Raw genomic sequence first — 23,673 nt, 5'->3', positions numbered from 1 at the left:
TCCGGGCGACGAAAAGGATTTGTCTCATGTTTGGCAAACACATGCCCAGAACCTTGCTGATCAGCTCCGCTTCGCTGATGACAATCGCCTTCGCCGGCATCGCCTCGCAAACCATCGATTGGCAGGAGCTCGGGAAAAAGCTCACAAGCCCGGCGGAGGAAGCCGGCCGGATGACCATTGCAGGTGAGCGAGACGATGATGCCTCGGCTTCGACAACCCAGTGCAGGAAACAGGAAGAAAGCCACTCCGTCATCGCGGACATCTCCCGTCCGGCCGTAGCCCCGCAGCCTGCCCCGGCCCCGGCCCCGGCATTTCAGGACAAAATAATGATTGGCTCGGAGGCAGCCACCGGCGGCCTGATGTCACTTTCCTCCGGCAGTGGCGGCTCTGCCCCGAAAAAGGTGGCTCAGTCCGAACCACCGGCAATGCCAGCCGTTCAGCCTGCAGACCGGGAGCGATTTGCATCCGCAGAAGTAAACCCGCTGAAACGCACGAGCGCGGACCCGGTATCGACCTTCTCCGTCGATGTCGACACCGCCTCTTATTCCTATGTCCGCAGCACGCTGTCCGGCGGCCGATTGCCGAACCCGGATGCCGTGCGCGTGGAAGAAATGGTCAACTACTTCGATTACAGTTATCCCGTACCCGAAAAGGGCGGTCACCCCTTCTCCACCAATGTTTCCGTGATCGACACCCCGTGGAACGAACACACCAGGCTGATGCAGGTCGGCATCCAGGGCTACAAGGTGCCGCTCGATGACCTTCCCCCGCAGAACCTGGTGTTCCTGATCGACACCTCCGGCTCCATGGCCGATGCCAACAAGTTGCCGCTGCTGCAGCAATCCTTCCGCCTGCTGCTGTCCACGCTCCGCGACGAGGACGAAGTGGCGATCGTCACATACGCCGGCAGCTCCGGTGTTCTACTGGAACCGACCAAGGTTACCGACAAGAGCCGGATCCTGGAAAAGATCAACGCGTTGACCTCCGGAGGCTCAACGGCAGGTCATGAAGGTCTGAAAGGAGCCTACGCTCTGGCCGAAACAATGACCGGCGACGGCGAGCAGACCAGGATCATCCTGGCCACCGACGGCGACTTCAACGTCGGCCTCTCCGATCCGGACAGCCTGAAACGCTATGTCTCTGAACAGCGGGAAAACGGCACAGCGCTCTCCGTTCTCGGCTTCGGCCGCGGCAACTACAACGATGAACTGATGCAGACCCTTGCGCAGAACGGACAGGGCGTTGCCGCCTACATCGACACGCTGTCCGAAGCCCGCAAGGTGCTGGTGGACCAGGTGGTCAGCTCCATCTCCATGATCGCCCAGGACGTCAAGATCCAGGTCGAATTCAACCCGGAGACCGTCGCCGAATACCGCCTGATCGGCTACGAAACCCGGGCGCTCAGAACTGAGGATTTCAGGAACGACAAGGTCGATGCGGGAGATATCGGCGCGGGCCACAACGTCACGGCCCTTTATGAGATCACCCCTGTCGGCTCGCCGGCGGAAAAATTCTCGGACCTGCGCTACGGCCCCAAGGAGAAGATCGAACCCGTTCGCGCTTCCTATTCGGGTGAACTCGCCTTCGTGAAGCTGCGCTACAAGCTGCCCGGAGACAAGGAAAGTACCCTGATCGAGACACCGATCATGGCAGACACAAGCGGTATACCGATGTCGGAAACCCTCTTTGCCGCGTCAGTTGCTGCCTTCGGGCAGAAGCTGAAAGGCACCGATCACCTGGGAGATTGGGATTTCAAGGCGATTGAAAAACTCGCCAGTGAGAACAAGGGCGCTGACCGCTTCGGCTACCGGTCTGAATTCCTGACCCTCGTCCGTCTCGCGGTCGTCGCCGAGCGCTAGGTTCCCCCACCGCCCGCATAGAAACCGGCAGGCCCGCCTGCCGGTTTCTGTTTGTATTTCTCCCCAAGTTGTCCGTCGCTCCATTCGCCTCCCCACCAATGGTCATCCCGCCGTTGATCATCCCTCCTATGGTCATCCCTCCTTTGGTCATCCCGGACGCAGCGCAGCAAAGATCCGGGATCGGGGAGCCGAGGGTCGGCGAAATGGGCACCTAAAAAGGATCCCGTTCCTCCCCGATCCCGGCTCGCGCTGCGCTTGGCCGGGATGATGATGGAAAAGGTCCTCGAATGTCATCCCGGGTGAGCAACGCGAGACCCGGGATCCACTCATTCCCAGAGCCCTACGGACGACTGACAAATTCGAGAATAAATCTGGTGGCTGCGCGTTTGCGCTGTCGGGCCGGTTACCGGTCCCGCAACCAGTCCAGGGACACTTGCGTCCCATCTGCCTCGACCAGATCGAGACGGCTGGAGAGGATCAGCGACAGGGCACCCAGGTCGTTGGTCTTCCAGAGATAGATCGTATGGCGCGTTGGCTCGAAGCGGGCACAGGCCGTCGCGCCGACATCGGCAACATAGCGCGGCGGACCATCTCGCCGGATATCAAAGCCCTTGGCGCCGCTGGCATCGTCCGGATTGGTCAGGCAGACCGTCACCAGCCGCGCGGAAATCGCATCATCGGCATCTGCGGCTTCCTCCAGTGGAGCCGGTTCCTGCGCACGCCTTGCGGCGGACTTTTCTATGGCAGAGTTCAAGCCTTGAGAGTCCGCACCAGTGGCTTCCCGTTTTTGCGAATTTTGTTTCGGCGCTGCAGCCGGCGCAACCCGTTCCCTCTGGGGGGCAGTCCGGTCGATGGCCCGATCTAACTCCAGATCCATACGGTCCGTCCAGGATGGGGCGTCGGAGGGTGCAGGTGCAAGCGCCGGTGGCTGCGGCCGCGCTGGCGGTGGAGGGGCAATCTCGGCAGCGGCCCCCTCGCTGTCCATCAGCCGGTGCTCGGGCGCATGCATCTCGGCAGGTTCTACCGGTTCCGGAGCGGCTGACGGGGCGGCCTCCAGCGTAATCGGTGGTGCAGGCACCTCACCTTTCTGAAAGCGGATCAGGTCGTTGCTGCCGCTTTCCAGGAATGTCGGCTCGGGCAAGCCGCTGGCCAGAACCGCGACAGTTGCGCAAGACATCAGCAAGCCGCCGATGAGAAGGCTTTTGGCAGATCTGCGCTGATGCTGATTTCTGACCGGCATGGGGCTCGTCGATATGTCTTTCAATTGGCGGGCTCAAGGTAACGGGTATTCACCCATCCGGACACTGCCCCCGAACGGATTTCACACCAGCTTCCCTCACAGCTCTCGGAAAGTTCCACATTACAGGTTCCCGCCGCAAGAGCGCCGGTAACGGCATGCCGTGTTCCGGGGCCCTGCCGTACATTCAGAACATCGTCCTGCGCAATGCTGACGCACATCAACCGGCCATCAACGGCGCCGGAAGACCGGAACATGGCAGGTGGTGCTGCGGATGCGGTGCAGATCCCCCCGACATTCACACCACGTGCGCACAAGGGTTTGACCTTCATCTGCAGAAGCTCCCATTCGCCCGTCGCCGTGTGAACAACGGTGCCCCTGTAATGCTCACCTGAAAGGCTGTCATCAAGATATCCCGTCATGACGATATCGACACTGTAGCCGCTGTCGGCCTTGCGCACCTTCAGGTCGAGCGCAGCATTGCCTTCGTCACTCTCCGGATGGCCTTGCAGAAACGGCATCAGCACATCCATGAAATTGGCGGCGACCGCCGTGCCGGGAGCAACACGGATCTCGCGAAAACCGTCATCCTGCGCCTGGACCGAGCCCGTGATCAGCATGCTGGCAACGGGTATCGCGGCAAGCGAGGTGGCTGAAAGTCTGAAACAGGGGCGCATGGCACAATCCTTTTACGGGTCACTTGCAGCAGTAACGCATGGCGGCTGACTGCCGGCCATGGGGCCGATCCCCCATTCCGGCCAGAACAGGCATTCTCCGGTCAAAGTTCCCGCGATGGATCAATCATGCCTTCCTTCAGCGCCTTGGCCATCAGCTGCGGCACCGAATGCACGTTCAGCTTCTGCATCAGGCTGGTACGGTGCTTGTCGACGGTCTTGACGCTGATGCCAAGTCCTTCGGCAATTTCCTTGTTGGACCGCCCCGCGAGGATCAGGTTCAGCGTTTGCCGTTCCCGGTCCGTCAGAACCGGTGGCGCGGGCGTCTCTTCCAGGATCTTCAGGAACACATCCGAAATATGCCGCTGTCCGCGCAGGATACCTGGTAGTTTCTGGTAGAACTCGGCATTGTCCGACGCCTTCGAGAACAGGCCATCGACCCCGGCCTCGATGAGATCCGATATCAGCCCGACAGCGGAAATGCCTGTCAGCACGACCACCCTCGTTTCCTTCGACCAGCGCCTTGCCTCGATCAGCACTTCCACGCCGCCTGCCATCGGCATGGAGACATCCAGCAACAGGAGGTCTGGCCGCTGCTTGCGCACTTCGGCTATCGCGCTGAGACCGTCGCCGGCTTCCGCCAGCACGTTGATCCCCTCCGGTTCGATCAGGCCCGGCTTTTCCAGAGCGTCGCGCAAGCCCGAGCGAACGATTGCGTGATCATCTGCAATGATGGCACTATATCTTTGATCTTTCACGGCTCTCGATCCAGCAGCTGCAGTCCTTCTATCTGACATGCCTTTGGGGAAATGACCAGAATTCTGCACCTGTGGGCCCTTCTGTTTTTCAGCCTTCTCGTGACCGGCATCGCCCGGGCAGAAACTGTGCGCCTCGAGCCCGGCCAGGGGATTGGCGACCTGAAGCCGCATCTGGTCTATGAGAGCGATCCGACAGCATCTCTTGCCGACATCCTGAACCGGTTCCGCTCCGGCAAATTCTCTCCGACCCTCAAGGCCTCTCTGCTGGAAACGAACTATGCGCCGGAAGCCTGGGCCGCTGTCGAGATCGTCAACGCAACATTGAACGATGGCCGTGCGCCGGATCCTTTCGTGCTGACGATCGACCTGCCGCTGGTCAGCGAACTGGATGCCTATGTCATCCGCGAAAGCGGCTTTACCGAAAGCCTGATCAGTTATTCGATTTTCGAACCCTTCGCACCGGAAGACCACTCGGTCACAAGGTTGCGCACGCCTGTCTTCGACATCGCGCCGCAAGAGCGGGTCACCCTCCTGGTGAATTTCAAGTTCGGGCCTTTCCAGTCCTTCAAGATGGCGCTGGAAACACCGGTGGAGCTTGAAGCCTCAGCCTTTGCGTCCGGCATCACCCATACGGCGTTCTACGCCTTCACGATCTCCTGCCTGATTTTCTTCTTCGGCTTTCATCTGGCCATGAAAAACTGGATCGGCATGCTCTACGCCGTCCAGTTCGGGCTCGGACTTGCTTTCATCGCTTATATTGACGGCCTCTGGTTCCGGTTCTTCTTTCCCGACAGGCCTGAACTCCAGTCTCCGACAGGCTTCTTCCTGCTGTTCTCCCTATCCGGCCTCGGCTTCGTCATTTCCGGCCGCTCTGTCGCCACCACAGGCCGCGAGACAAGACTTTCCATCGGCCTGACAGCCTTTTCCGCTCTATCGATAGCCGGTTTCGGGTTGTCTTTCTTTTCGCCCGGCACCTATGTCGCGTTTTTCGGCTATGTGCTGCTGGCGCTGATGTTCATTTCCGTTTTCCTGGCAGGCCGCAGCTGGCGACGCTGCGAAGGCGCGGCACATGTCAGCTCGGAACTGGTTTCAGCCTTTGGCACCGTGCTGGTCGTTGGGCTGATTGCCTTGATGGTCGTTGGCCTCGAGACTGAAATCCTGCCAGTTGCGAGCACGGTCAAGGGTATTTTCTCCTGCCTGCTGATTGCCACCATGACCGGTTTGACCGCCCATATCGTTGCCTTGCGCCACAAACACGCAAATGCCGTTCAGGCCGAAATCGCTGCCCTTGAAGCGGAAGCAAAGCGCAGTCGAGAGCTGCTCGTGGCCGAGCGCAATTACACGCGTGCCCGCGATCTGGCCAGCCTGCGTCAGCGGCAACTGGCGACTGCTTCCCATGATCTGAAACAGCCGATCACTTCACTGAGGCTCAGCTTCGACCATCTTGCCGACCATATGGAACCGCCGGTTCGCCAACGTCTTGCAGAGGCATTCGACTACATGGAGGCCCTGTCGAATTCCTATCTGGCGGAAACGGCACCGCGGAACGATGGCATAGGGACAGCCGAAAGCTCCGATCCAACCGGCGAAGAAGACCACGCCCAGAAAGACATCGCCATCACCCGCGCAGAACCGGCGGAAATGGAGAGCTACGAACTTTCGCTTGTTCTCGACACGGTCCAGCAGATGTTTGGCGAGGAAGCGATCTCAAAAGGCCTGAAGCTGCGACGGGTTACATCAACCCGCAAGACAGCTGTCCCCCCCATGGTCCTGATGCGCATTGCCAGCAACCTGGTCTCCAACGCGGTCAAATACACCGAAAAAGGCAAGGTCCTGATTGGCGTCCGTAACCGTGGACAGGCCCTGGAGCTTTGTGTGCTCGATACGGGACCAGGCCTGACCGAGACAGAACAGCAAACCTTCCTGAAAGCCTACAAGAAAGGCAGCACGTCCAGCGGACATGGCCTTGGTCTTTCGGTCTGTCACGACCTTGCGCGTGAACACGGGCTTGCGTTCACCTGCCAGTCTGTAAAAGGCAGGGGAACGCAATTCAGGCTGTCCTTGCCGGCCTCAAGCTGAGCAAAGCCCGCAGGGTCTCACGTCAGGCGGTCGCCCCGCGCGTGCCTGTTTCGTGGATTTCGATCAGGCTTGGTCCGGACAGGTCTGAAAACCGCTTCAGAGCGGCCCCGAGCTCCGACACGTCATCAAGACGCACGGACGGCAAACCATAGGCGTCGGCGATCTTGCCAAAATCGGGTGCTGATGGCGTCACGCCTTCCGGTTCAATCCCGCAATCCAGCATGTAGGTGCGGATTTCGCCATAACCGTCGTTGTTCCAGACCAGGAAAATCACCCTGGCTCCGCAATCCCTGGCTGAGCCAATTTCGGCAAGCGAGAACTGAAGCCCGCCATCACCCACAAGGCAGATCACAGGCGTTTCAGGCTCGCCGATGCTGGCACCGATCGCGGCCGGAGGGCCATACCCAAGTGCACCGAACCCTGTTGCCGCGTTGAACCAGCCATGCGGCCGGCCTGCTTCAAAGGACAAGTTGCCGGAATAGATGGCCTGCGTGCTGTCGCCGACGATGATGCAGCCGGGCAGCGTTTCGCGGATCGTCTCCAGAACGCCGATTTCCGCCTGCATCTTGGGGCTCAACCAGGTTGAAACCGCCTCTCGGCAAGCCTTGGCCCGCGCGGCACCCTCCGCCGCCGCCGTACCGGGACCTTCAAGCAGCGGCAGAAGATCGTCCAGCAACTGGTCGACACTGGAGAGAACCGGCAGCGCAGCCTCAGGCCCCCGGGCAAGCTGGTCTGAATCGATGTCCACCCGCACCAGATCTGCAAGCTCCGGAAAGCCGCCATCGGCATACATGTCGTAATCCGTCTGTCCCATCTGCGTGCCGAGCGCAATCACCAGATCGGAGGCTGCAAGCAGGTCCCGGACGGCGGCAAGGCTCGGGCTGGCCGGAACGGAGAGCGGATGTCCCGCAAACATGCCCCGCGCGTTGACCGTGGTGATCAGCGGCGCATCAATTTGCTCCGCCAGCAAACGGATCGTGTCTGCGGCGGCAACAGAACCGCCACCGCACAGGATCGCCGGGCGCTGGGCCTTGCGGCATTTCTCGGCAAGCTCCAGCACCTGTGCCTGAGCCGCCCGCGGGCCGCAGGCCTTTGAGGGGCGCAAGTCGCCAACGGCAATCTTTTCCACCATCACATCGGTTGGAATTTCGATATGGACCGGCCCCGGACGCCGCGACTGCAGGATCGCGAAGGCCCGCTCCATGACAGCCGGCAGATCTGCAGGTTCCAGAAGCGTGTGTGTCATCAGCGCAAGCGGTGCCATCATGGCGCGCTGGTCCGGCAGCTCGTGCAGCTTGCCCCGGCCATGGCCAAGGCTTGCGCGTGCATTGACGCCCGAGATCACCAGCATCGGCACGGAATCCTGATAGGCCTGCGCCATCGCGGTGATCGTATTGGTCAGGCCAGGGCCGGTGATCACCAGTGCGACACCGGGTTTCCCGGTCACGCGGGCATATCCGTCCGCCATGAACCCGGCCCCCTGTTCGTGGCGCGGGGTGATGTGGCGGATTTCGGACGCAGCCAGCCCCCGATAAAGCTCGACCGTGTGCACGCCCGGAATGCCGAAGACGGCTTCCACGCCATTGGCTTCAAGAATATCGATCAGGGCCTCACCGACCGTCTTGGTCACTACGCCCATTTGCGGCTCTCCTCGTCGTCGAGACTGTCCGCAAAGGCCGCGATGCGGTCTGTTGCTTCGGAAAGCGTTTCATCGGCCACCGTCAACGACAACCGGATGAAATTCGTCGCCTGATCGCCGAAGGAGGCCCCTGGCATCACCGCGACCTGTTTTTCCTCCAGCAGCCTTTCGGCAAAGGTGGCGCCATCCAGTCCCGTTGCGCTGACATCCACCAGCAGGAACATGCCGGCTTCCGGCATCATGGGCTTAAGGGCGCCGTGTCCGGACAGATGCCCGATGATGAGCTTCGCCCGCCGCAGATAACTCTCCCGCATGCGCTCGGCAGTGTCGAAATCCCCGGCAATCGCCATAGCTGTCATGTCCGCGATGAACGGCTGTCCGCCGAAAAGCATGGTTTCGGACACCGCCAGCAACCGCGTGCAGAATTCTTCCGGACCGATTGCCCAGCCAGACCGGAAGCCGGGGGCGGCGTGAGACTTGGAGATAGAGGACACCACGATGGTCCGGTCCGCCAGCGCCAGCTGGTCGAAGGGGGAAGCGAAACTTCCCTTAAAGATCAGCTTTTCATACACCTCGTCGCAGACGATCCAGAGGTCGTGCTTGATGCAGACCTCACCGATGGCGGCAATTTCGTCAGCCGTCAGCGTCGCCCCGGTCGGATTGTGCGGCGTATTGAGCAGGAGCACCCGGCTGTCCGGAGTGACTGCCTTCTCTAGATCTTCCGCCTGAAGGTGAAAACCCTTTTCAGGGCGGAGCGGCACCGGCACCATGTGCGCACCGGTCGCGGCAATAACGCCTTCGTAGGTGGCATAGAGCGGATCACCTGCCAGAACGGCGTCGCCTGCCTCCACAAGGCCCAGCATCACCGCAAAAAGGGCAGTCTGCGTGCCTGGGAAACACAGGACGTTCTGCTCGTTCACGTCAGGCCGGCGCTTGCGATATTTTTCCGTCAATGCAGCAACGATACCCGGCTCGCCCCGACCGTTGGAATAACGGATACGGCCGGCCCTCATCGCCCGGTTGGCTTCCTCGAACAAGGCTTCGTCGGGCAGGATGTCCGGCTCGCCGATCGTCAGCTCGATGACGGGAACGCCCGCAGCCGCCATTTCGCGCGCCTTGATGTGGACAGTCCATTTTCCCGAGCCCAGGTGGGCAAGGCGGTCGGTGATCGACGCATAACGCATAGTCGGTCTCTCAGTTTGAGTGTGGTTTGGCGGCAAGGCTTATTCCGCCAAGCAATGCCTCGACGGACCGGATGGCAACGCCCGGAAGGGGCGTTTCGGAAAAGAGGTGACCCACCAGCGTGCCTTCGATCCACAGACCGTCGATCACGCCGTTGATCGCAATTGCCAGCTCCCGGCACCGCTTTGCATCGGGTGGCTCACCCGATTCGGCCAGCACCTCGGCGACGAGGGTTTCCAGCACAGACCGAAAAGCGAGATAGCTCTCGAGGTGAATTTCGGCAAATGCCGGATCGACGCGCACATGACTGATGAAAGCAGCCCAGAGCGACAACGTCCGAGCGTTGGCAACCGGCGGCGTCAGGTTGGCCACGATGAAATCGTGCAGTCGTGCCCTGGGGCTCTGCTGATCACCATCGGCAGCTGCCGCCACAGTGGATGTCATTCCGGTCATGACTTCCCGATAGGCATCCTGCAGCATCTGGTCCTTGCTGGAAAAATAATGGCGGATCAGGCCGGGGGTGACACCGGCGCGTGCCGCGATTTCACGAACGGTCGCGCCGCGCAGACCAAATTCGGAAATGCAATCCAGCGTCGCCCGGATGAGATCCTGACGTCGCTCGGCCTCACTTGCGCGATGGAACGGGCGACGGCTCATGACAGGCTCCGGACCGGCAGAATCCCGCGCACTGACGGGTTCGCAGGCGAAGTCAGGCACCATGCTGCAGCCATCGCTTTCGCCTCCCGCGCCATTCTTGTGTCCTCCGCCATGATCTCCGGTCGCCTGACGCACCGGCATCGATTTTTTCGTTATTATACGGTTGAATAATTACGAGACAAGTGCAAAGCTGACAACACTTACCGGGCGGAGAGCTGACGCCGCACCGGCAAAAAAGACGAGGTCAGCGGGGAACAGAAACAACAGTGCACCGGCTCAGGCCGGGCAATGGCGGTAGGATGGAACCAGCGGCGCCAGCCATCGAGGTATGCGACCTCTTTAAACGTTTCGGAGCTCTTGAGGTGCTCAAGGGTGTCTCGCTCACGGCCCGGCAGGGCGACGTGATTGCGATCATCGGCGGATCGGGCTCCGGCAAATCAACCTTTCTGCGCTGCATCAACATGCTTGAGATGCCCAGCGCAGGGTCGGTCACCATCCATGGTGAGACAATCGACCTGAAAAACGACGGCCACCATGGCCTGCGCCCTGCCAACCGCAGGCAGATCGAGCGCATTCGCAGCCAGCTTGCGATGGTTTTCCAGAGCTTCAATCTGTGGCAGCACATGACAGTGCTTCAAAATGTGATTGAAGTGCCTATCCACGTTCTGGGCATGAAACGCGACGAGGCCGTCGGCATCGCCGAAACCTTGCTGCGCCGTGTCGGACTGCACGAGAAGCAGGATGCCTATCCGGCCTTCCTGTCCGGTGGTCAGCAGCAGCGTGCAGCCATCGCCCGTGCTCTTGCCGTCCAGCCGCTCGCCATGTTGTTCGACGAGCCGACATCCGCTCTCGATCCGGAACTGGTCGGAGAGGTCCTCGGCGTCATCGGCGATCTGGCCCGTGAACAGCGGACAATGATCCTGGTTACCCACGAGATGAAATTCGCGCGGGAAGTCGCCAGTCACGTCATCTTTCTGCACAACGGCATCATTGAGGAACAGGGCCCGCCGGACCAGGTGTTCGGTGACCCGAAATCGGAGCGGCTGAAGAAATTCATCAGCTCGATCAACTAGACCCTCCCGCAGACGTTTCGCGGGGAGGTCCTGCCGGAAGGTCCGGCACGAGAAGTCTAAAAAACAGGGGAACAGCATGAAACATATTCTGAAGACAGCATTCGCAGCAGCCGCACTGGCCACCACCGCGTTCACCGGCGCCATGGCTGAGGAAGTAAAGGTCGGCGTCGCAGCCGAGCCCTACCCGCCGTTCACCTCTCCCGATTCCAGCGGCAAGTGGATCGGTTGGGAAATCGAATTCATGGACGCGATCTGCGCGGAAGCCAAACTCGACTGCGTCGTCACGCCAGTTGCCTGGGACGGCATCATCCCGGCCCTGACATCCGGCAAGATCGACATGATCATCGGCTCCATGTCCATCACCGAAGAGCGCCTGAAGACCATCGATTTCTCCGACAAGTACTACAACACTCCGACCGGCATCATCGGTGCCAAGGGTGACGATTTCGACGCGACTCCGGAAGGCCTGTCCGGCAAGATCATCGGCGTTCAGGTTTCGACCATTCATGCCGACTATGCCGAAAAGTATTTCGGCGAAGGCGCTGCCGAGATCAAGCAGTACCAGACCCAGGATGAAGCCAACCAGGATCTCGCCGCTGGCCGCCTCGACGCCGTCCAGGCGGACGCCATCGCGCTCGACGCCTTCCTGAAGTCCGATGCAGGTGCCTGCTGCGAACTGAAGGGCAACGTCCAGGATGATCCGGCGATCCTCGGTGCCGGCGTTGGCGTCGGCCTGCGCAAGGGCGACACGGAACTGAAGGACAAGGTCAACGCCGCGATCAAGGCGATCCGCGAGAACGGGACCTATGAAACGTTCTCCAAGAACTGGTTCGACTTCGACATCTACGGCGGCTAAGCGGCCGGATCACCCTTAGGAAACCGTCCCGCGCCCTCGGGCGCGGGCGGACACTTTCAAAGCAAGGTTGACCGCTGCCGATGGCTGCCCCTTCCGGATTTCTCAATCTCGATCTGCTCGCCCTGTCGCCACCGGGCTGGGGCGGAGTTCTACTCGCCGGCTTCGCAGCCTCGCTGCAGCTCGCCGTCGGCGGTTTTGGCCTGGGTCTGCTGATCGGTATCGGCGGCGCCTTCGGAAAGCTTTACGGCGGCCCGATCCTGCGCGACCTGCTTGAGGTCTACACCACCGTCATCCGAGCCGTTCCCGAGCTTGTCCTCATCCTGTTGCTTTATTACGCCGGAACAGACGCGGTGAATACGCTGCTGATGCTGGTCGGTCTGCCAAGGGTCGACATCAGCGGCCTTGCCGCCGGCATCTTCGTCATCGGCGTTGTCCAGGGCGCTTACTCGACCGAAGTTTTGCGTGGTGCCATCAAGGCAGTACCGCCCGGACAGATAGAGGCAGCCCGTGCCTACGGCATGTCGCCCTTCAAGACACTGCGCCGCATCACCCTGCCGGCCATGTTGCCCTATGCCATTCCGGGTCTTTCAAATCTCTGGCTCATCGCCACTAAGGATACTGCCCTTCTGGCCGTGGTCGGCTTCTCGGAACTGACGCTGGTGACCCGCCAGGCAGCCGGCAGCACCAAGGCCTACATGCTGTTCTATTGCGCCGCAGGCGTGATGTATCTCACGCTGACCCTGGTCTCGAACCGCGTCATCGCCCATATCGAAAAACGCGCAAGGCGCGGCATTGCGGGGCCTGTGTGAGATGAGCGAAACCAAGATCACAATGCCCGCCTATGTGCCGCCGCCGCCACGCCGACTGCTGGAACCGCACAGGATCTTCCTGCTTGCCGTCTTCGCAGGCATCGTCTTCTGCGCGATCTGGTTCCTGCGGTGGGACTGGTTGCCCAAATACCAATGGAAGCTGCTCCACGGCATCTGGGAAACACTGTTTCTGCTGTTTTCGACGGCAGCCGTCGGCTTTCTCCTTGCCATAGGCCTGGGCCTTGTCCAGGTCACCGGACCAAGACCACTCGCCTGGCTGGCCCGTGGTTTCTGCACATTGATCCGCGGCACACCGCTGCTTCTGCAACTCTGGCTGCTCTACTACGGCCTCGGCTCGGTGTTCGCGCAGTATCCGGAAATCCGGCAGTCGATGTTCTGGCCCTATCTGCGCCAGGCCTGGCCGTATGGCTTCACGGCCTTGATGCTGTCATTTGCCGCCTATGAGGGGGAAGTGATGCGCGGAGCGTTTGCCGGTGTGCCAAGGGGCGAACTGGAAGCCGCGCGTGCCTTTGGCATGGGCCGCTTCACCATGTTCCACCGCATCTGGCTACCGCGCGCCATCTACCGTGCCTTGCCAACTTTGAGCGGCGAAACCGTGCTGCAGCTGAAATCGACACCGCTTGTCGCGACCATTACGGTGGTCGATGTCTATGCGATCATTTCAAGAGTTCGGCAGGATACATATCTCACATATGAGCCTCTGCTGCTGCTTGCACTGATCTATATGTGTCTCACCGGGATTCTGGTATTGCTGTTCCGCTTCCTGGAAAACCGTATCCCCAGCCGTGGTGCGTAAATGACCGTTCAGTCGTCCAACTTCCTTCCCGAAATCGTCGCCACAAGGCGCCATCTGCATACGATCCCCGAGATCGGCCTGTCGGAATTCAAGACCTCGGACTACGTCGCCAGTGAACTGGCTGCTATGGGCTACGAGGTTACGCGTGGCCTGGCAAAAACCGGCATTGTCGCAACCCTGCGCAATGGCACGTCTTCGAAAAGCATCGGCATTCGTGCGGATTTCGACGCCCTGCCGATCCTGGAGGAAACCGGGGCGGACTATGCCAGCACCCATCCCGGTGTCATGCACGCCTGCGGCCATGACGGCCACACGGCCATGCTGCTCGGCGCCGCGAAAATCCTCTCGGAACGCAAGCAGTTCGACGGAACGGTGCACCTGATCTTCCAGCCAGCGGAAGAAAACTTCGGCGGCGCAAGGCTGATGATGGACGACGGGCTGTTCGAGCGCTTCCCGTGCGATGCCGTATTCGGCCTTCACAATGACCCGAGCCTGCCCTTCGGACAATTTGCCTTCCGGGACGGCCCGATGATGGCAGCTGCCGACGAGTGCAAGATTACCGTTGTCGGCCACGGAGGCCATGGCGCAGAACCGCAGGCGGCATCCGACCCGATCGTATGCGGCGCCAGCATCATCATGGCGCTACAGACTATCGCCGCGCGCAACATCCACCCGCTGCAGTCCGCCGTGATCACGGTCGGTGCCTTCAACAGCGGTATCGCCAGCAACGTGATCCCCGAGCGGGCGGAAATGAACCTGACCGTTCGAGCTTTGGAACCGGATGTGCGCGACGAGCTGGAACGGCGTATCCGCATGATTGCCGAAGGACAGGCTGCCAGCTACGGCATGCGGGCCGAGGTCGATTATGAGCGCGGTTATCCGCCGATGATCAACCACACGGCCGAGACCGGCTACCTGCGTGACCTTGCCAGGCGCTTTGCCGGCGAGGAAAAAGTCACAGACCTCACCCGTCCCTTCATGGGCAGCGAGGACTTTGCCTATTTCCTGGAAGAACGGCCTGGCTGTTACTTCATGCTCGGCACTGCCAGAACCGATCGCGACCCGCCCCTGCATCACCCCAAGTACGACTTCAATGACGACATCCTGCCTATCGGCACGAGTTTTTGGGTGGAGCTGGCGGAAGATTTCCTGTCGAGCAAGTAACGCAACGGAAATCACCACAATTTGAACCTGCCTGCAAACGGAGCGTCTGGTGAAATTTCACCGGCCAGACGCCTTCATATTGCAACTGGACGACGTTTCCCGAAATAGTGGGCAGGCCACCTGGCCTGCCCTATCCTGTTGTTTTGCGACAGGAAACCCCTTCTCGGCCGGAGCGTTACGCTTCACCTGCGAAATTCAATCGGACACACGTCGGGTCTCCACCGCTTCAAAGCTCTCACAGCCCACTCATGGGACGGCAAGCCCGATCGCCAGGCAGGCGATGGCGCGAATTTTTGCTTCACTAAACCTCTGTACTTGATAGGATGTAGTGAGCCGCCGACAATGCAAATTTTTCAATTATCTGATGAAAGTGTCATAGAACGCTAAGTCAGTTTTAAAAATTCGGTGAAGTATGGCAGAGATTACCAAGCGTAAGATGCTCGGTTTCCTATCATTTATTGCGTCTATTTTGGTGGCCTGGCTAACAGGCGCGACAAGTTCGGCCAAGGCCAGCACCCAGGCCTTGAACGATCCAGTCAGGAATACGTCCTGGCAGCTTTCGAACGCACAGCAGATTTTTACAAGGAGCACGATGCTGCCCTTTGATGAGTCCTTTGACCCGTCAGCCGCAGGCAGCAAGCTGGAAAATCCAAACGGCAAGCCGATCACCATCGCCGCTTACGAAAGCGAATCCCCAAGTGTCAAGGCAGGCTCCGGCAAGGAAGCGGTCAGACCGTTTTTCTTGATTCCGAAAGGCGATGGAGAACCGACAACCGTGGCCCGGGAACGAGCCATTCTCGAGCGGTTCCTGAACAACCGTGTTCGGGTCAATAACGCCTGTGAACGCTGCAAGCAGAAGGTATTGCGCGGCATCGAACCGGTCCGATGCATTACCGAAGTCCTGCAGGATCTGGAAAATCGGCTGGCGCGTGAAGCGGAAAATGGAAGCGCTGTTGCGCAGTCGGCCCTGCCGATTGTTCGCGAAATGGTCGTCAAAGTCGAGCAGGCCGAAAGTGGCGAAGCAGCTCTTGAAGCGGTCCGCGAAGGCATCAGCAAGGTTCAGCGCATTCAGATCGTCCGGTCCCAGGACACCGTCATCACGAACCTGCAGCAGCAACAGCGAGCTGTCCTGACCGAGACCATCGCGGCGGTCGAAGTCAATCTGGCGTCCATGATTTCAATTTGAGCGGAATGCGGTTCCAAACCATGAAATTGCATTTGGTCCGGCAACTTCTCGAGAAGGTCCTGCTTCTGTCAGGCCTGATACTCGTTGTCTCGGTTTCCTTACCTGAAACCTCACGAGCCCAGCAGCTTGTACCCGACACGCGTATGGCGCTGATCGTCGGCAATTCCAACTACAATGGCGAGAAACTCCCCAATGCACGCAATGATGCGGAGAGTATCGCTGCAACCCTGCAGACCCTTCGCTTCGACGTCACCTTGATCCTGGATGCAACGCAGGAGGCCTTCCTGAAGAAGGCCGAAGAGTTCTCCCAGGCAACCATTCGGCGCAACGCGAACGTCGTACTGGTCTATTACGCCGGGCATGGCGTTCAACTGGCGGGCAAGAACTATCTCATTCCGGTTGATTCACGGATCAGTGACATCGATACGCTTGTCAGCGACAGCATTCATTTCGATGAGCTGCTCAAGCTTGTCGGGCGCAGCAGCGCCTTCAAGATGGTCTTCCTGGACGCCTGCCAGAACAATCCGTTTCAGGATCGCATCAAGAGCCTGGAAGTGGGCCTGGCACCACCGCCGGATGTCAGCGGGTTTCTGATCGGCTACGCCACACAACCAGGCAAGGTTGCCTATGACGGCGCGGGTGACAACAGTCCCTACGCGACGGCGCTCCTGTCCTACATGCACTCCTCCGGCCGCGAGGTCCTGTCCGTGTTGGCGGACGTGAACCAGAACGTACGCAAGGAAACCGGTGGCGCCCAGGTGCCTTACGTCCAGTTCTCGGTCAAACCCGATTTCTATTTCAAGCCGGGCCCGGAGTCGGACGGCGACCTTGAAGCGGGCCTGTGGAAGCTGTCGGTGCAGCAGGAAGATCCAAGGCTGATCCAGCTGTACCTGCAGCGCTATCCGGAAGGCAGGTTTGTCGATGAAGCGCAAACGATCCTCGAAAGAGCCCTGAAGGACACGAACGGCGTCCTGCCGACGCCATCGGTCGGCCTCGCAAGTCTGGAAGAGGAAATCTGGTCCAACGCCCTGGCCTCCCGTAACCGGGCCCTGCTGCAGTATTACATCGAGCGATTTCCGGACGGGCAATATCTGGAGCAGGCCAAAACGCTTGTCACCCAGATGATGCCCAACAATCCGAACAATCTGACGCAATCCGAACTGTGCAGGCGGTTCGCCACACACCCGAACGATTCAACCGTCATCTACCGGGGCGTCTCTCTCAACCTTCTGGCAAAGAACTCCGGGGCGGCCATTCATTCCTGCGAGCAGGCCGTCAAGGACTATCCGGATGTGCCGCACTACAAGGCCCTGCTGGCGCGGGCACGGGCAGCCGCAGGCGATACCAAGATTGCCGTCGATCTCTATCAGCAGGCAGCAGCTGCAGGCGACACAAGGGCACTCGTCAGCCTTGGCCTCCTCTACGAACTCGGCCAGGGGCTGCCCAAGGACCTGCTGAAAGCCCGCGAATTGTTCGAACGCGCCTATGCCAACGGCAGCGCCGACGGCGCCATCAACCTTGCAGTTTCCCTCTATAACGGCACAGGTGGGGCTCGTGATGTTCCGCGTGCAATTACCCTTCTGGAATATGCCTCCTCGGAAGGCGCCGCCAGAGCGACCTACAATCTGGGCGTCTTTGCCAAGGAAGGCATTTACAAGACCCCCGAAGACGCAGCGGCCTATTTCGAACTGGCCGCACAGCAGGGATACGCGGAAGGCGCCCTTGCCGCCGCTGCGATTTACGACGAAGGTTTCCACACCGACAAATCACCACAAAAGGCATCGGAACTGTTGTTGTCCGCATTGACGGTGGACAGCGGCGAAACACTTGCGAAGATTTCTTCCGACGCCCGCAGCTGGTCGCGCGATACCATCCTTGAGATCCAGACCAGATTGCAGTCTGCCGGATACTATGAGGGCACGCTGGATGGTGTTCCGGGCCCTCTGTTCAACCGTGGACTGGAGTCCTGGCGGCTCTATGGTGGCTCCCCATCGTGATTTCCGGCAAGATCGTTTGATGGATTTCCTGGGGGGCCGACCGGCACATGGAATTTGACGTCCTATACCTGGCCGACCTGCGCTTTCCCGGCGGGACGTCCACATCGCTCAAATATGATCTTCGCGCCTGCAAGCAAGCCGGGTTGAAAGCCGGTATCATACCGCTGTGTTCCCCCTTTTTTTCCCGAAACCGGACCTTGAACGCATCCGTACTCGCCGAGATCAGGGCTACCGGCACCGTCATTGTTCCGCAGAACGAAAGACCGCGGTCCAGGGTCGCGCTTTTGTATCACCCGACCTTGCTGGACAAACGGGTGCAATGCCGAACCCGTTTCGATGCGGATGCCTGTTACCTTGTCGTGCACCAGACGATACGAAACCGCGACGGACAACGTGCCTTTCCGGCAGATCACTGGTCGGCGCTCATCTCCGACTGGTATGGCCACTCGCTCAAACTCCTGCCGGTGAGCGAGATCGTGCGCGAAGACCTTGTGGTGAACGGCCTGTCCCACGCCGTTCACCAGGGCAGCTGGGCCAATCTGATCGATCTGGCCGACTATCCGGAGAAACAATCCCGGGAACCGAAATCCCCTCTGGTCATCGGCCGCCACAGTCGCCCCAGCGCCGACAAATGGCCGTCTCTATCGGTCGCCACGACCTGCTATCCGCAATCCACTGACTTTGCCTTCCGCATGATGGGCGTGCCGCAGAGCTTCGTGGACCAGTTCGAAGACCTGCCGTCCAACTGGCAGGTTCTGCCCTTCTCGAAGGGACCGATTTCCGGATTTCTTCAAGGGCTCGACATCTACAGCTATTTCCATTCCAAAGCGCTGATCGAGGCGTTCGGATATTGTGTGCTCGAAGCCCTTGCCACCGGACTGCCCTGCGTCGTTCCGCGCTATATGGAAACCAGTTTTTCCGATGCCTGCCTTTATGCCGAGCCGGACGAAGCACCACTGGTCTATGAGCAGCTTCGTACGGATCCTCAGCTTTATGAAACGACCTCCCGAAAGGCACGCACGTTTGTGGAGGAGCGGTTTGGCCTGGACCAGTTCACCGCGAAATTCGAAAAAATCGCCGCCCCCTCTGTCGCCGCCCTGCCTGCCCCGAAAACACGCAGACCCGCCCCTGCCCCGGTCGTGCTTACGATCACTTCCAACGGCGTCGGCCTCGGGCATCTCTCCCGGCAGCTTGCCATCGCCAGGGCGATCGGCCCGAGTGCGAATGTCGTTTTCTTCTCGCTTTCCGAAGCAATCGAAATTGCAAGGTCCATGGGATATCTCGCCGAATTCCGGCCTTTCCGGCAGAGACTGGAATTGGATTTCAAAGCCTGGAACAGCTATTTCTTTCAGGAATTGCGCGAGGCGCTCAGCCACTACAAGCCTTGCCTCACACTGTTTGACGGCAACTTGCCGTACGCAGGTTTCGTGGACGCGGTTGAAAGCTACGGCCGCGCCACCAGCGTCTGGATCCGGCGCGGCCTCTGGCGCACGCCCCAGCCCAACAGCATCTCCCGGGAAGGCTTCTTCGACGCAATCATCGAACCCGGGGAACTCTGCGCGCCTCTGGACGAAGGCTATTCACGCCCCAACCCCAACAGCGTCACCCGGGTCGACCCGGTGTTGATGACGCCAAGAGATCAGCTCTTTGACAGAACCACCGCAAGACGGGCGCTGAACCTGCCGGACGACGCGATCCTTTGTCTCGTGCAACTTGGCTCGGAAGCAAATTTCGACATGTCCCTTCCCCGGGCACGTCTGCTGGAGTTTCTGGACAGGCATCCGCAGGTGATCGCGGTCGACGTCAGGTCCCCGCTTCATTTCGAGGAGTACGCGGATTTCCATGAGCGCCTGGTGATGCGGAAGGTCTATCCGCTCGGGCAGTATCTGAAAGCCTTCGACTTTGCCGTCTGCGCGGCCGGATACAATACCTTTCACGAAAACATTGCCGCCGCGCTGCCGTCGATCTTCATTCCGAACAGCAACCCGATCATGGATGTGCAAGAAGCCCGCGCGGAATATGGCGCGCGCGCAGGGTGGAACCTCACCTCACCTGCCGAGGATCCATACGCAATCGGAGACCATCTTGTGCAGATGCTCGATCCCGATTTCCGCCAATCGCTGGCTCGGTCGTGCCTCAGAAAGTCCGGCTGGTGGAACGGTGCGCAGCAGACTGCACATCTGTTGCAGGCGGTCGCTCAGCTTCCCGCAAATCCCCTGGAGGAGCGTTGAACCGTGTCTTTCAAACGCAGCCTTCGCAAGATCGGACTACGGGTTGCCCTCGGCAGCATCCGGAAACTTGAAACCAACACCAAGCACAGCGCAGCCCTTTTGTCGGAACACCGCAGACAAGGAACAGTCGCGCTTGTCTGGGCGCTCGATGAGGCAGGCGATCACCTGTCCAGCGCGCTGAAAGACCAGTTGGAGAAGCTCGCGGAGTTCGAAACGATCGTCGTCGTGTGCCCGCCCAGGTACTTCTCCGCACTCAGAAGCAGAGGCCTCTTTTTCGAAACCCTGCCGATGTCTTCGGATCTTCCCCGATGTGGTGCCTCGGCCAACTGGGACCTCTATCTCGAACGCCGGATAGCCCGCATCCGGGAGAGCTGGTCGCCGGATTTCGAGTTCACCATCGGTACGTCGCCGGAAGGCTATGTTCAATCGCTGCCGAGCGGGGATCAGACATAACCATCCGCTGAAAAGACGGCGGGCTCGGCAAAGGCATAATCGAGCAAGGAAGCTTGATGAAGAGCGTCCCGCATATGCTCGCCGTTGCCAATCGACCGGAAAGGATCGGCCTCCCGTTCCTGCTTGAAATCCGGGATCAGGCTGAAATCGAAGGCGGACAGCTCGCAGATGCCTTCATACTTCCGCTGCAGGCTGTAAAACGCGGTCCGGGCCGGTTGGTTGAGATCAGCGCCATAGGAAAGGTGTCGAACGTCCAGCCCCGCAGTCAGCGCCCTTTCCGACAGGAACTGAAACCAGTCGTCTGTGGCTCTTGCATCTTCCAGGAACCCTTCCATCGTTATTTCCGGTTTCAGGGACGTGGTATCGACCCACTTCCAGGCCCCGAGCTGCCGCGCCTTTACGAGAGAGACATATCTGGCGAACCTCGGCCTTGTGAGAAAGGTGCAGGAGCAGTCAAACCGGAACAGAATGTCTTCGATCGACCTGCCGGCCAATTGCTTCGGCAGGATCGAATAGCACAGATAGTCCTGACCAAGGCGGTCGCAAACCCTGGCGAGCGCACTCAGCATGAAGACCGGATCGTCCCTGAAAAAGTTGGCCAGCGCTCTTGCCTTGCCCGGGTCGACCTCAATGCCGCTTTCTTCTTCCAGCATTGCGATGAAGTCCGGCGTCTGGGCTTCAAGACCAAACGGAGACGACGGGTTGAACAGCTCGCCAAGAACGACGGCCTTTTCAAGTCCGTTCCGCATCATGGTCTGGTGCAGATGCGTGCCGCTTCTTCCCGATGAAAGCAGGATGAGATGATGCACCATGGACCTCAGCCTTGCCGAACCTGATCAGGCGTTGCGCCTGAGCACGCTGCCCCGGAAAGTTCCCTGTGCCGTGGGGCAAGTCCCAGATCAACCAATTCGACGTCCTGAGCATTCAGAACCGGGTCTTCGAGGATCAACTGCAACGCTTCATGATCAGAATGGCGAGGGTCAGCGACGTCGACCGCAGGACCTTCACCTTCCTCCCGAACCTGCTGATCGTGAACCCGGTGGAACAGAACACCTGTTGCCCCAACCCGGCGTGCAAGACGGACAAAGTCCGGCATCTCTGTGTAGTTTTCCTGCCGGACGACAAAATTCATTTGGAAGGTGTCTATGGCTTTCAGTCTGCGCAAATGGCCGAGAAAAGACAGATTGGGCAGGAGCTGAACCAACTGCCTGCCTGGCCGCAGTTCATTATAGGTTTCCGGGGTCGCGGCATCGACAGACACATGAACGCTGCCGACATGGCTCCAAAGATCGAGCCGGTTCCAGACAGCTTCCGTCAGCAGCAGGCCATTGGTGTGAAGGTCCAGCGCCTTTCTCGGCTCTATCTCCGCGCAATAGGTCTTCAGAAAGTTCAGGAAATGCCGGCTGGCAAAAGGTTCGCCTTCACGGCCGATGGTTATTCGATCAGCTTTGGACAGAAAGCGCGCGTACGGTTCGTTGAAGATCCAGTCGAGCCGGTCGGCATCGTATTTTTTCAGTTGAACCGGTTTTGTCGCCTGCGAAGGACAGGCGGTGTTGCTGCTCAGGTCGTGACCGAGGCTGGCGCACGCTGGAGGCTTGTCCAGTCGGGTCCTGCCAGTCTTGATGATCTCCCGATAGTAGGCCACCGCAGGAGACGGGTCTATTTCCGACAGGATCTCCTCGCGCGCCGGAAGATCGCGCCCTGTGATACGTGGGCATTTCAAATGGCAGCAATGCGAGAAGTCACCCGCAAGGATCGACCGTCGTATGTCCTGGGCTTTGGGCGAGTTCCAGGCGGTTTCAGGATCGTCAGACAGACTGCCGATTGCAGCCGGTTGCCAGGCTGCGGGACAGAAGTGAATGTCCTGGTTCGGCAGGGTTTCGATTCGCTCGAACGGATTGGAACAAAAGCGCTGGCTCAGCCAGGTGTCGTCAGGCCTATCCATGCAGTTTGCCCGGAAAGGTCTTGAATGCGTTCCCGCGTGCGAATGGCGCATTCGTTGACGTGTCAGACAGCATCCGCCTTCTCAACCTCCTTGAAGGCGACGGCAACCCGGTCCTTGTCTATCCCCTTGAACGCAAGATACCTGTCCGAAAGCTGAAGCTTCTCCACCTTCTGCAACCATTGCCGGTCGTCTCCGGCATAGTCGTGACGCATCACTGCGCCGGGCTGATACAGGAACTGCTTCGCATCCGTCTCGCCCAGCATCCGGCAACAAAGATCCATGCCTTCGTGCCCCGCCAGAAGCGGATCAAATCCGCCGTATCTTTCGAAGGCTGCCGCCTGCCAGGCGGAAAACCCCTCCGTTGTGGGCGGTGCGGGTTTCAGACTGTCACCGAGATTGTAGTGGTTGCCCGTCAATCCGGCACCGGACTTCGGCGCAATGCGCCCGCGCACAGCCATGGCCCTGCGCTCGATACAGGTGCCGGCAAGCAGATCAAGATCTGCAACGCCCGTCGATGCATCATCGTCCAGAAACAGAAGGCAGCTCCCCCGCGCGACATAGGCACCGACGTTTCGCGCCGCCGAACAGCCGATATTCTCCGGCAAGCCGAATACCCGCGCCTTGTCAGCATACGGGCCGGATGCCCCCTCAGCGGCTCCAGGCCCATTGCCGACGAAAATCAATTCGACGTCCGGACGGCGGATGAAATCTTCGATACCCCGGCCAACCTCGCAGGCCTCAAGGCCGCTCCGATGGGAAACGACAATCACCGAAACTTTCGTGCCATATATGTTTTGAAGGTTTTCTGTCAGGACGAAGCCATGAATATTCGCGTAGATCTCCTGCAGGCAGGCGGAAACGGCATGCTGCGCCTTTGCAAATTCGCCGTTCTCGAAATGCCCTATTGCCTGCGTGTAGGAAGCCAAACTCACGTTCCCGTTCATGCCCGATCATGAAGCCCGTCGAGTGTGTACACATCCGTTCAACGTTGCAGCACGTGGCTGACTTGATCGACGATGTGGCCCACGTAGGGCTCCCTCGGGCCGTCCGAATAAAG

20 protein-coding genes are annotated in these 23,673 nt (G+C 59.7%); 11 read left to right on the top strand and 9 right to left on the bottom strand.

The genetic code is table 11. The features are described 5' to 3' along the window. Positions 1 to 26: 26 nt before the first annotated feature. Positions 27 to 1,859 (top strand): vWA domain-containing protein, encoded by a 1,833-nt coding sequence (locus B0E33_RS20755; protein WP_077292302.1) that lies wholly within the window; start codon positions 27 to 29, stop codon positions 1,857 to 1,859. Between the two features lie 403 nt (positions 1,860 to 2,262). On the opposite strand, the gene B0E33_RS20750 is transcribed toward B0E33_RS20755, so the two are convergent. The 3 genes from B0E33_RS20750 to B0E33_RS20740 all read right to left on the bottom strand — a co-directional run bounded on the left by B0E33_RS20750 (position 2,263) and on the right by B0E33_RS20740 (position 4,528). Further along, positions 2,263 to 3,036: a hypothetical protein gene (locus B0E33_RS20750; RefSeq protein ID WP_156912456.1), complete on the bottom strand. Its 774-nt coding sequence runs from the start codon at positions 3,034 to 3,036 to the stop codon at positions 2,263 to 2,265. 83 nt (positions 3,037 to 3,119) lie between these two features. Next, a complete protein-coding gene (locus tag B0E33_RS20745; RefSeq protein WP_077292300.1) occupies positions 3,120 to 3,773 on the bottom strand; it encodes an SH3 domain-containing protein in 654 nt (217 codons plus the stop codon). Between the two features lie 101 nt (positions 3,774 to 3,874). After that, positions 3,875 to 4,528, bottom strand: a complete 654-nt coding sequence (locus B0E33_RS20740) for a response regulator (RefSeq protein ID WP_077292299.1) — start codon at positions 4,526 to 4,528, stop codon at positions 3,875 to 3,877. A gap of 51 nt (positions 4,529 to 4,579) precedes the next feature. On the opposite strand from B0E33_RS20740, the gene B0E33_RS20735 reads away from it, so the two are divergent. Next, the gene (locus tag B0E33_RS20735; RefSeq protein WP_077292298.1) at positions 4,580 to 6,607 is read left to right on the top strand and encodes a sensor histidine kinase; all 2,028 of its coding nucleotides are present in this window, start codon (positions 4,580 to 4,582) and stop codon (positions 6,605 to 6,607) included. 22 nt (positions 6,608 to 6,629) lie between these two features. Here B0E33_RS20735 and B0E33_RS20730 read toward each other — a convergent pair whose 3' ends face one another. Genes B0E33_RS20730 through B0E33_RS20720 form a run of 3 tightly spaced genes read right to left on the bottom strand, consistent with a single transcriptional unit; the run spans position 6,630 to position 10,085 of the window. After that, positions 6,630 to 8,246, bottom strand: a complete 1,617-nt coding sequence (locus B0E33_RS20730) for a 5-guanidino-2-oxopentanoate decarboxylase (RefSeq protein ID WP_077292297.1) — start codon at positions 8,244 to 8,246, stop codon at positions 6,630 to 6,632. Then, positions 8,237 to 9,430, bottom strand: coding sequence for a pyridoxal phosphate-dependent aminotransferase (locus B0E33_RS20725; RefSeq protein ID WP_077292296.1), 1,194 nt, complete (start codon positions 9,428 to 9,430; stop codon positions 8,237 to 8,239). Before B0E33_RS20725 ends, B0E33_RS20730 begins: the two co-directional genes overlap by 10 nt. Positions 9,431 to 9,440: 10 nt before the next feature. After that, entirely contained in the window at positions 9,441 to 10,085 is a 645-nt protein-coding gene (locus tag B0E33_RS20720) for a TetR family transcriptional regulator C-terminal domain-containing protein (protein WP_031269085.1), read from the bottom strand. A 299-nt stretch (positions 10,086 to 10,384) separates the two neighbouring features. Between B0E33_RS20720 and B0E33_RS20715 the strand changes: the two genes are divergently transcribed. The 9 genes from B0E33_RS20715 (at position 10,385) to B0E33_RS20670 (ending at position 20,671) form a co-directional block, all read left to right on the top strand. After that, positions 10,385 to 11,158, top strand: coding sequence for an ABC transporter ATP-binding protein (locus B0E33_RS20715; RefSeq protein ID WP_031269084.1), 774 nt, complete (start codon positions 10,385 to 10,387; stop codon positions 11,156 to 11,158). Positions 11,159 to 11,234: 76 nt separating this feature from the next. Continuing rightward, positions 11,235 to 12,014 (top strand): transporter substrate-binding domain-containing protein, encoded by a 780-nt coding sequence (locus B0E33_RS20710; RefSeq protein ID WP_023000375.1) that lies wholly within the window; start codon positions 11,235 to 11,237, stop codon positions 12,012 to 12,014. Positions 12,015 to 12,094: 80 nt separating this feature from the next. After that, positions 12,095 to 12,823, top strand: coding sequence for an ABC transporter permease (locus B0E33_RS20705; protein WP_077292295.1), 729 nt, complete (start codon positions 12,095 to 12,097; stop codon positions 12,821 to 12,823). 1 nt (position 12,824) lies between these two features. Next, positions 12,825 to 13,640, top strand: a complete 816-nt coding sequence (locus B0E33_RS20700) for an ABC transporter permease (protein WP_077292294.1) — start codon at positions 12,825 to 12,827, stop codon at positions 13,638 to 13,640. Continuing rightward, positions 13,641 to 14,804, top strand: a complete 1,164-nt coding sequence (locus B0E33_RS20695) for a M20 aminoacylase family protein (protein ID WP_077292293.1) — start codon at positions 13,641 to 13,643, stop codon at positions 14,802 to 14,804. It begins immediately after the preceding gene. Between the two features lie 592 nt (positions 14,805 to 15,396). Beyond that, complete coding sequence (locus tag B0E33_RS20685; RefSeq protein ID WP_077292291.1) at positions 15,397 to 15,990, top strand: hypothetical protein; 594 nt, start codon at positions 15,397 to 15,399, stop codon at positions 15,988 to 15,990. A gap of 20 nt (positions 15,991 to 16,010) precedes the next feature. Continuing rightward, positions 16,011 to 17,987 carry a caspase family protein gene (locus B0E33_RS20680; RefSeq protein ID WP_167579576.1) on the top strand — a complete coding sequence of 659 codons (1,977 nt, stop codon included), beginning with the start codon at positions 16,011 to 16,013 and terminating at the stop codon, positions 17,985 to 17,987. Positions 17,988 to 18,034: 47 nt separating this feature from the next. Next, complete coding sequence (locus tag B0E33_RS20675; RefSeq protein ID WP_077292289.1) at positions 18,035 to 20,218, top strand: glycosyltransferase family protein; 2,184 nt, start codon at positions 18,035 to 18,037, stop codon at positions 20,216 to 20,218. Positions 20,219 to 20,221: 3 nt separating this feature from the next. Further along, positions 20,222 to 20,671 (top strand): hypothetical protein, encoded by a 450-nt coding sequence (locus tag B0E33_RS20670; RefSeq protein ID WP_077292288.1) that lies wholly within the window; start codon positions 20,222 to 20,224, stop codon positions 20,669 to 20,671. On the opposite strand, the gene B0E33_RS20665 is transcribed toward B0E33_RS20670, so the two are convergent. The 3 genes from B0E33_RS20665 to B0E33_RS20655 form a co-directional block, all read right to left on the bottom strand. Further along, positions 20,662 to 21,483, bottom strand: a complete 822-nt coding sequence (locus B0E33_RS20665) for a hypothetical protein (RefSeq protein WP_077292287.1) — start codon at positions 21,481 to 21,483, stop codon at positions 20,662 to 20,664. The two genes, B0E33_RS20670 and B0E33_RS20665, sit on opposite strands and share 10 nt — an antisense overlap. A gap of 5 nt (positions 21,484 to 21,488) precedes the next feature. Further along, complete coding sequence (locus B0E33_RS20660) at positions 21,489 to 22,616, bottom strand: hypothetical protein (protein WP_077292286.1); 1,128 nt, start codon at positions 22,614 to 22,616, stop codon at positions 21,489 to 21,491. A 62-nt stretch (positions 22,617 to 22,678) separates the two neighbouring features. After that, complete coding sequence (locus B0E33_RS20655; protein ID WP_167579575.1) at positions 22,679 to 23,542, bottom strand: glycosyltransferase family 2 protein; 864 nt, start codon at positions 23,540 to 23,542, stop codon at positions 22,679 to 22,681. Positions 23,543 to 23,673: the final 131 nt, after the last annotated feature.

This window comes from Roseibium algicola, assembly GCF_001999245.1.
GTDB lineage: Bacteria > Pseudomonadota > Alphaproteobacteria > Rhizobiales > Stappiaceae > Roseibium > Roseibium algicola.
Note: the sequence above shows the minus strand (reverse complement) of the source record. Positions and strands in the feature narration are given on the sequence as shown.

Coding starts and splice junctions, on each gene's coding strand:
- B0E33_RS20755 (WP_077292302.1), top strand. CDS start 27: ATGTTTGGCAAACACATGCCCAGAACCTTGCTGATCAGCTCCGCTTCG.
- B0E33_RS20750 (WP_156912456.1), bottom strand. CDS start 3,036: ATGTCTTGCGCAACTGTCGCGGTTCTGGCCAGCGGCTTGCCCGAGCCG.
- B0E33_RS20745 (WP_077292300.1), bottom strand. CDS start 3,773: ATGCGCCCCTGTTTCAGACTTTCAGCCACCTCGCTTGCCGCGATACCC.
- B0E33_RS20735 (WP_077292298.1), top strand. CDS start 4,580: ATGACCAGAATTCTGCACCTGTGGGCCCTTCTGTTTTTCAGCCTTCTC.
- B0E33_RS20730 (WP_077292297.1), bottom strand. CDS start 8,246: ATGGGCGTAGTGACCAAGACGGTCGGTGAGGCCCTGATCGATATTCTT.
- B0E33_RS20725 (WP_077292296.1), bottom strand. CDS start 9,430: ATGCGTTATGCGTCGATCACCGACCGCCTTGCCCACCTGGGCTCGGGA.
- B0E33_RS20720 (WP_031269085.1), bottom strand. CDS start 10,085: ATGAGCCGTCGCCCGTTCCATCGCGCAAGTGAGGCCGAGCGACGTCAG.
- B0E33_RS20715 (WP_031269084.1), top strand. CDS start 10,385: ATGGAACCAGCGGCGCCAGCCATCGAGGTATGCGACCTCTTTAAACGT.
- B0E33_RS20710 (WP_023000375.1), top strand. CDS start 11,235: ATGAAACATATTCTGAAGACAGCATTCGCAGCAGCCGCACTGGCCACC.
- B0E33_RS20705 (WP_077292295.1), top strand. CDS start 12,095: ATGGCTGCCCCTTCCGGATTTCTCAATCTCGATCTGCTCGCCCTGTCG.
- B0E33_RS20700 (WP_077292294.1), top strand. CDS start 12,825: ATGAGCGAAACCAAGATCACAATGCCCGCCTATGTGCCGCCGCCGCCA.
- B0E33_RS20695 (WP_077292293.1), top strand. CDS start 13,641: ATGACCGTTCAGTCGTCCAACTTCCTTCCCGAAATCGTCGCCACAAGG.
- B0E33_RS20685 (WP_077292291.1), top strand. CDS start 15,397: ATGCTGCCCTTTGATGAGTCCTTTGACCCGTCAGCCGCAGGCAGCAAG.
- B0E33_RS20680 (WP_167579576.1), top strand. CDS start 16,011: ATGAAATTGCATTTGGTCCGGCAACTTCTCGAGAAGGTCCTGCTTCTG.
- B0E33_RS20675 (WP_077292289.1), top strand. CDS start 18,035: ATGGAATTTGACGTCCTATACCTGGCCGACCTGCGCTTTCCCGGCGGG.
- B0E33_RS20665 (WP_077292287.1), bottom strand. CDS start 21,483: ATGGTGCATCATCTCATCCTGCTTTCATCGGGAAGAAGCGGCACGCAT.
- B0E33_RS20660 (WP_077292286.1), bottom strand. CDS start 22,616: ATGGATAGGCCTGACGACACCTGGCTGAGCCAGCGCTTTTGTTCCAAT.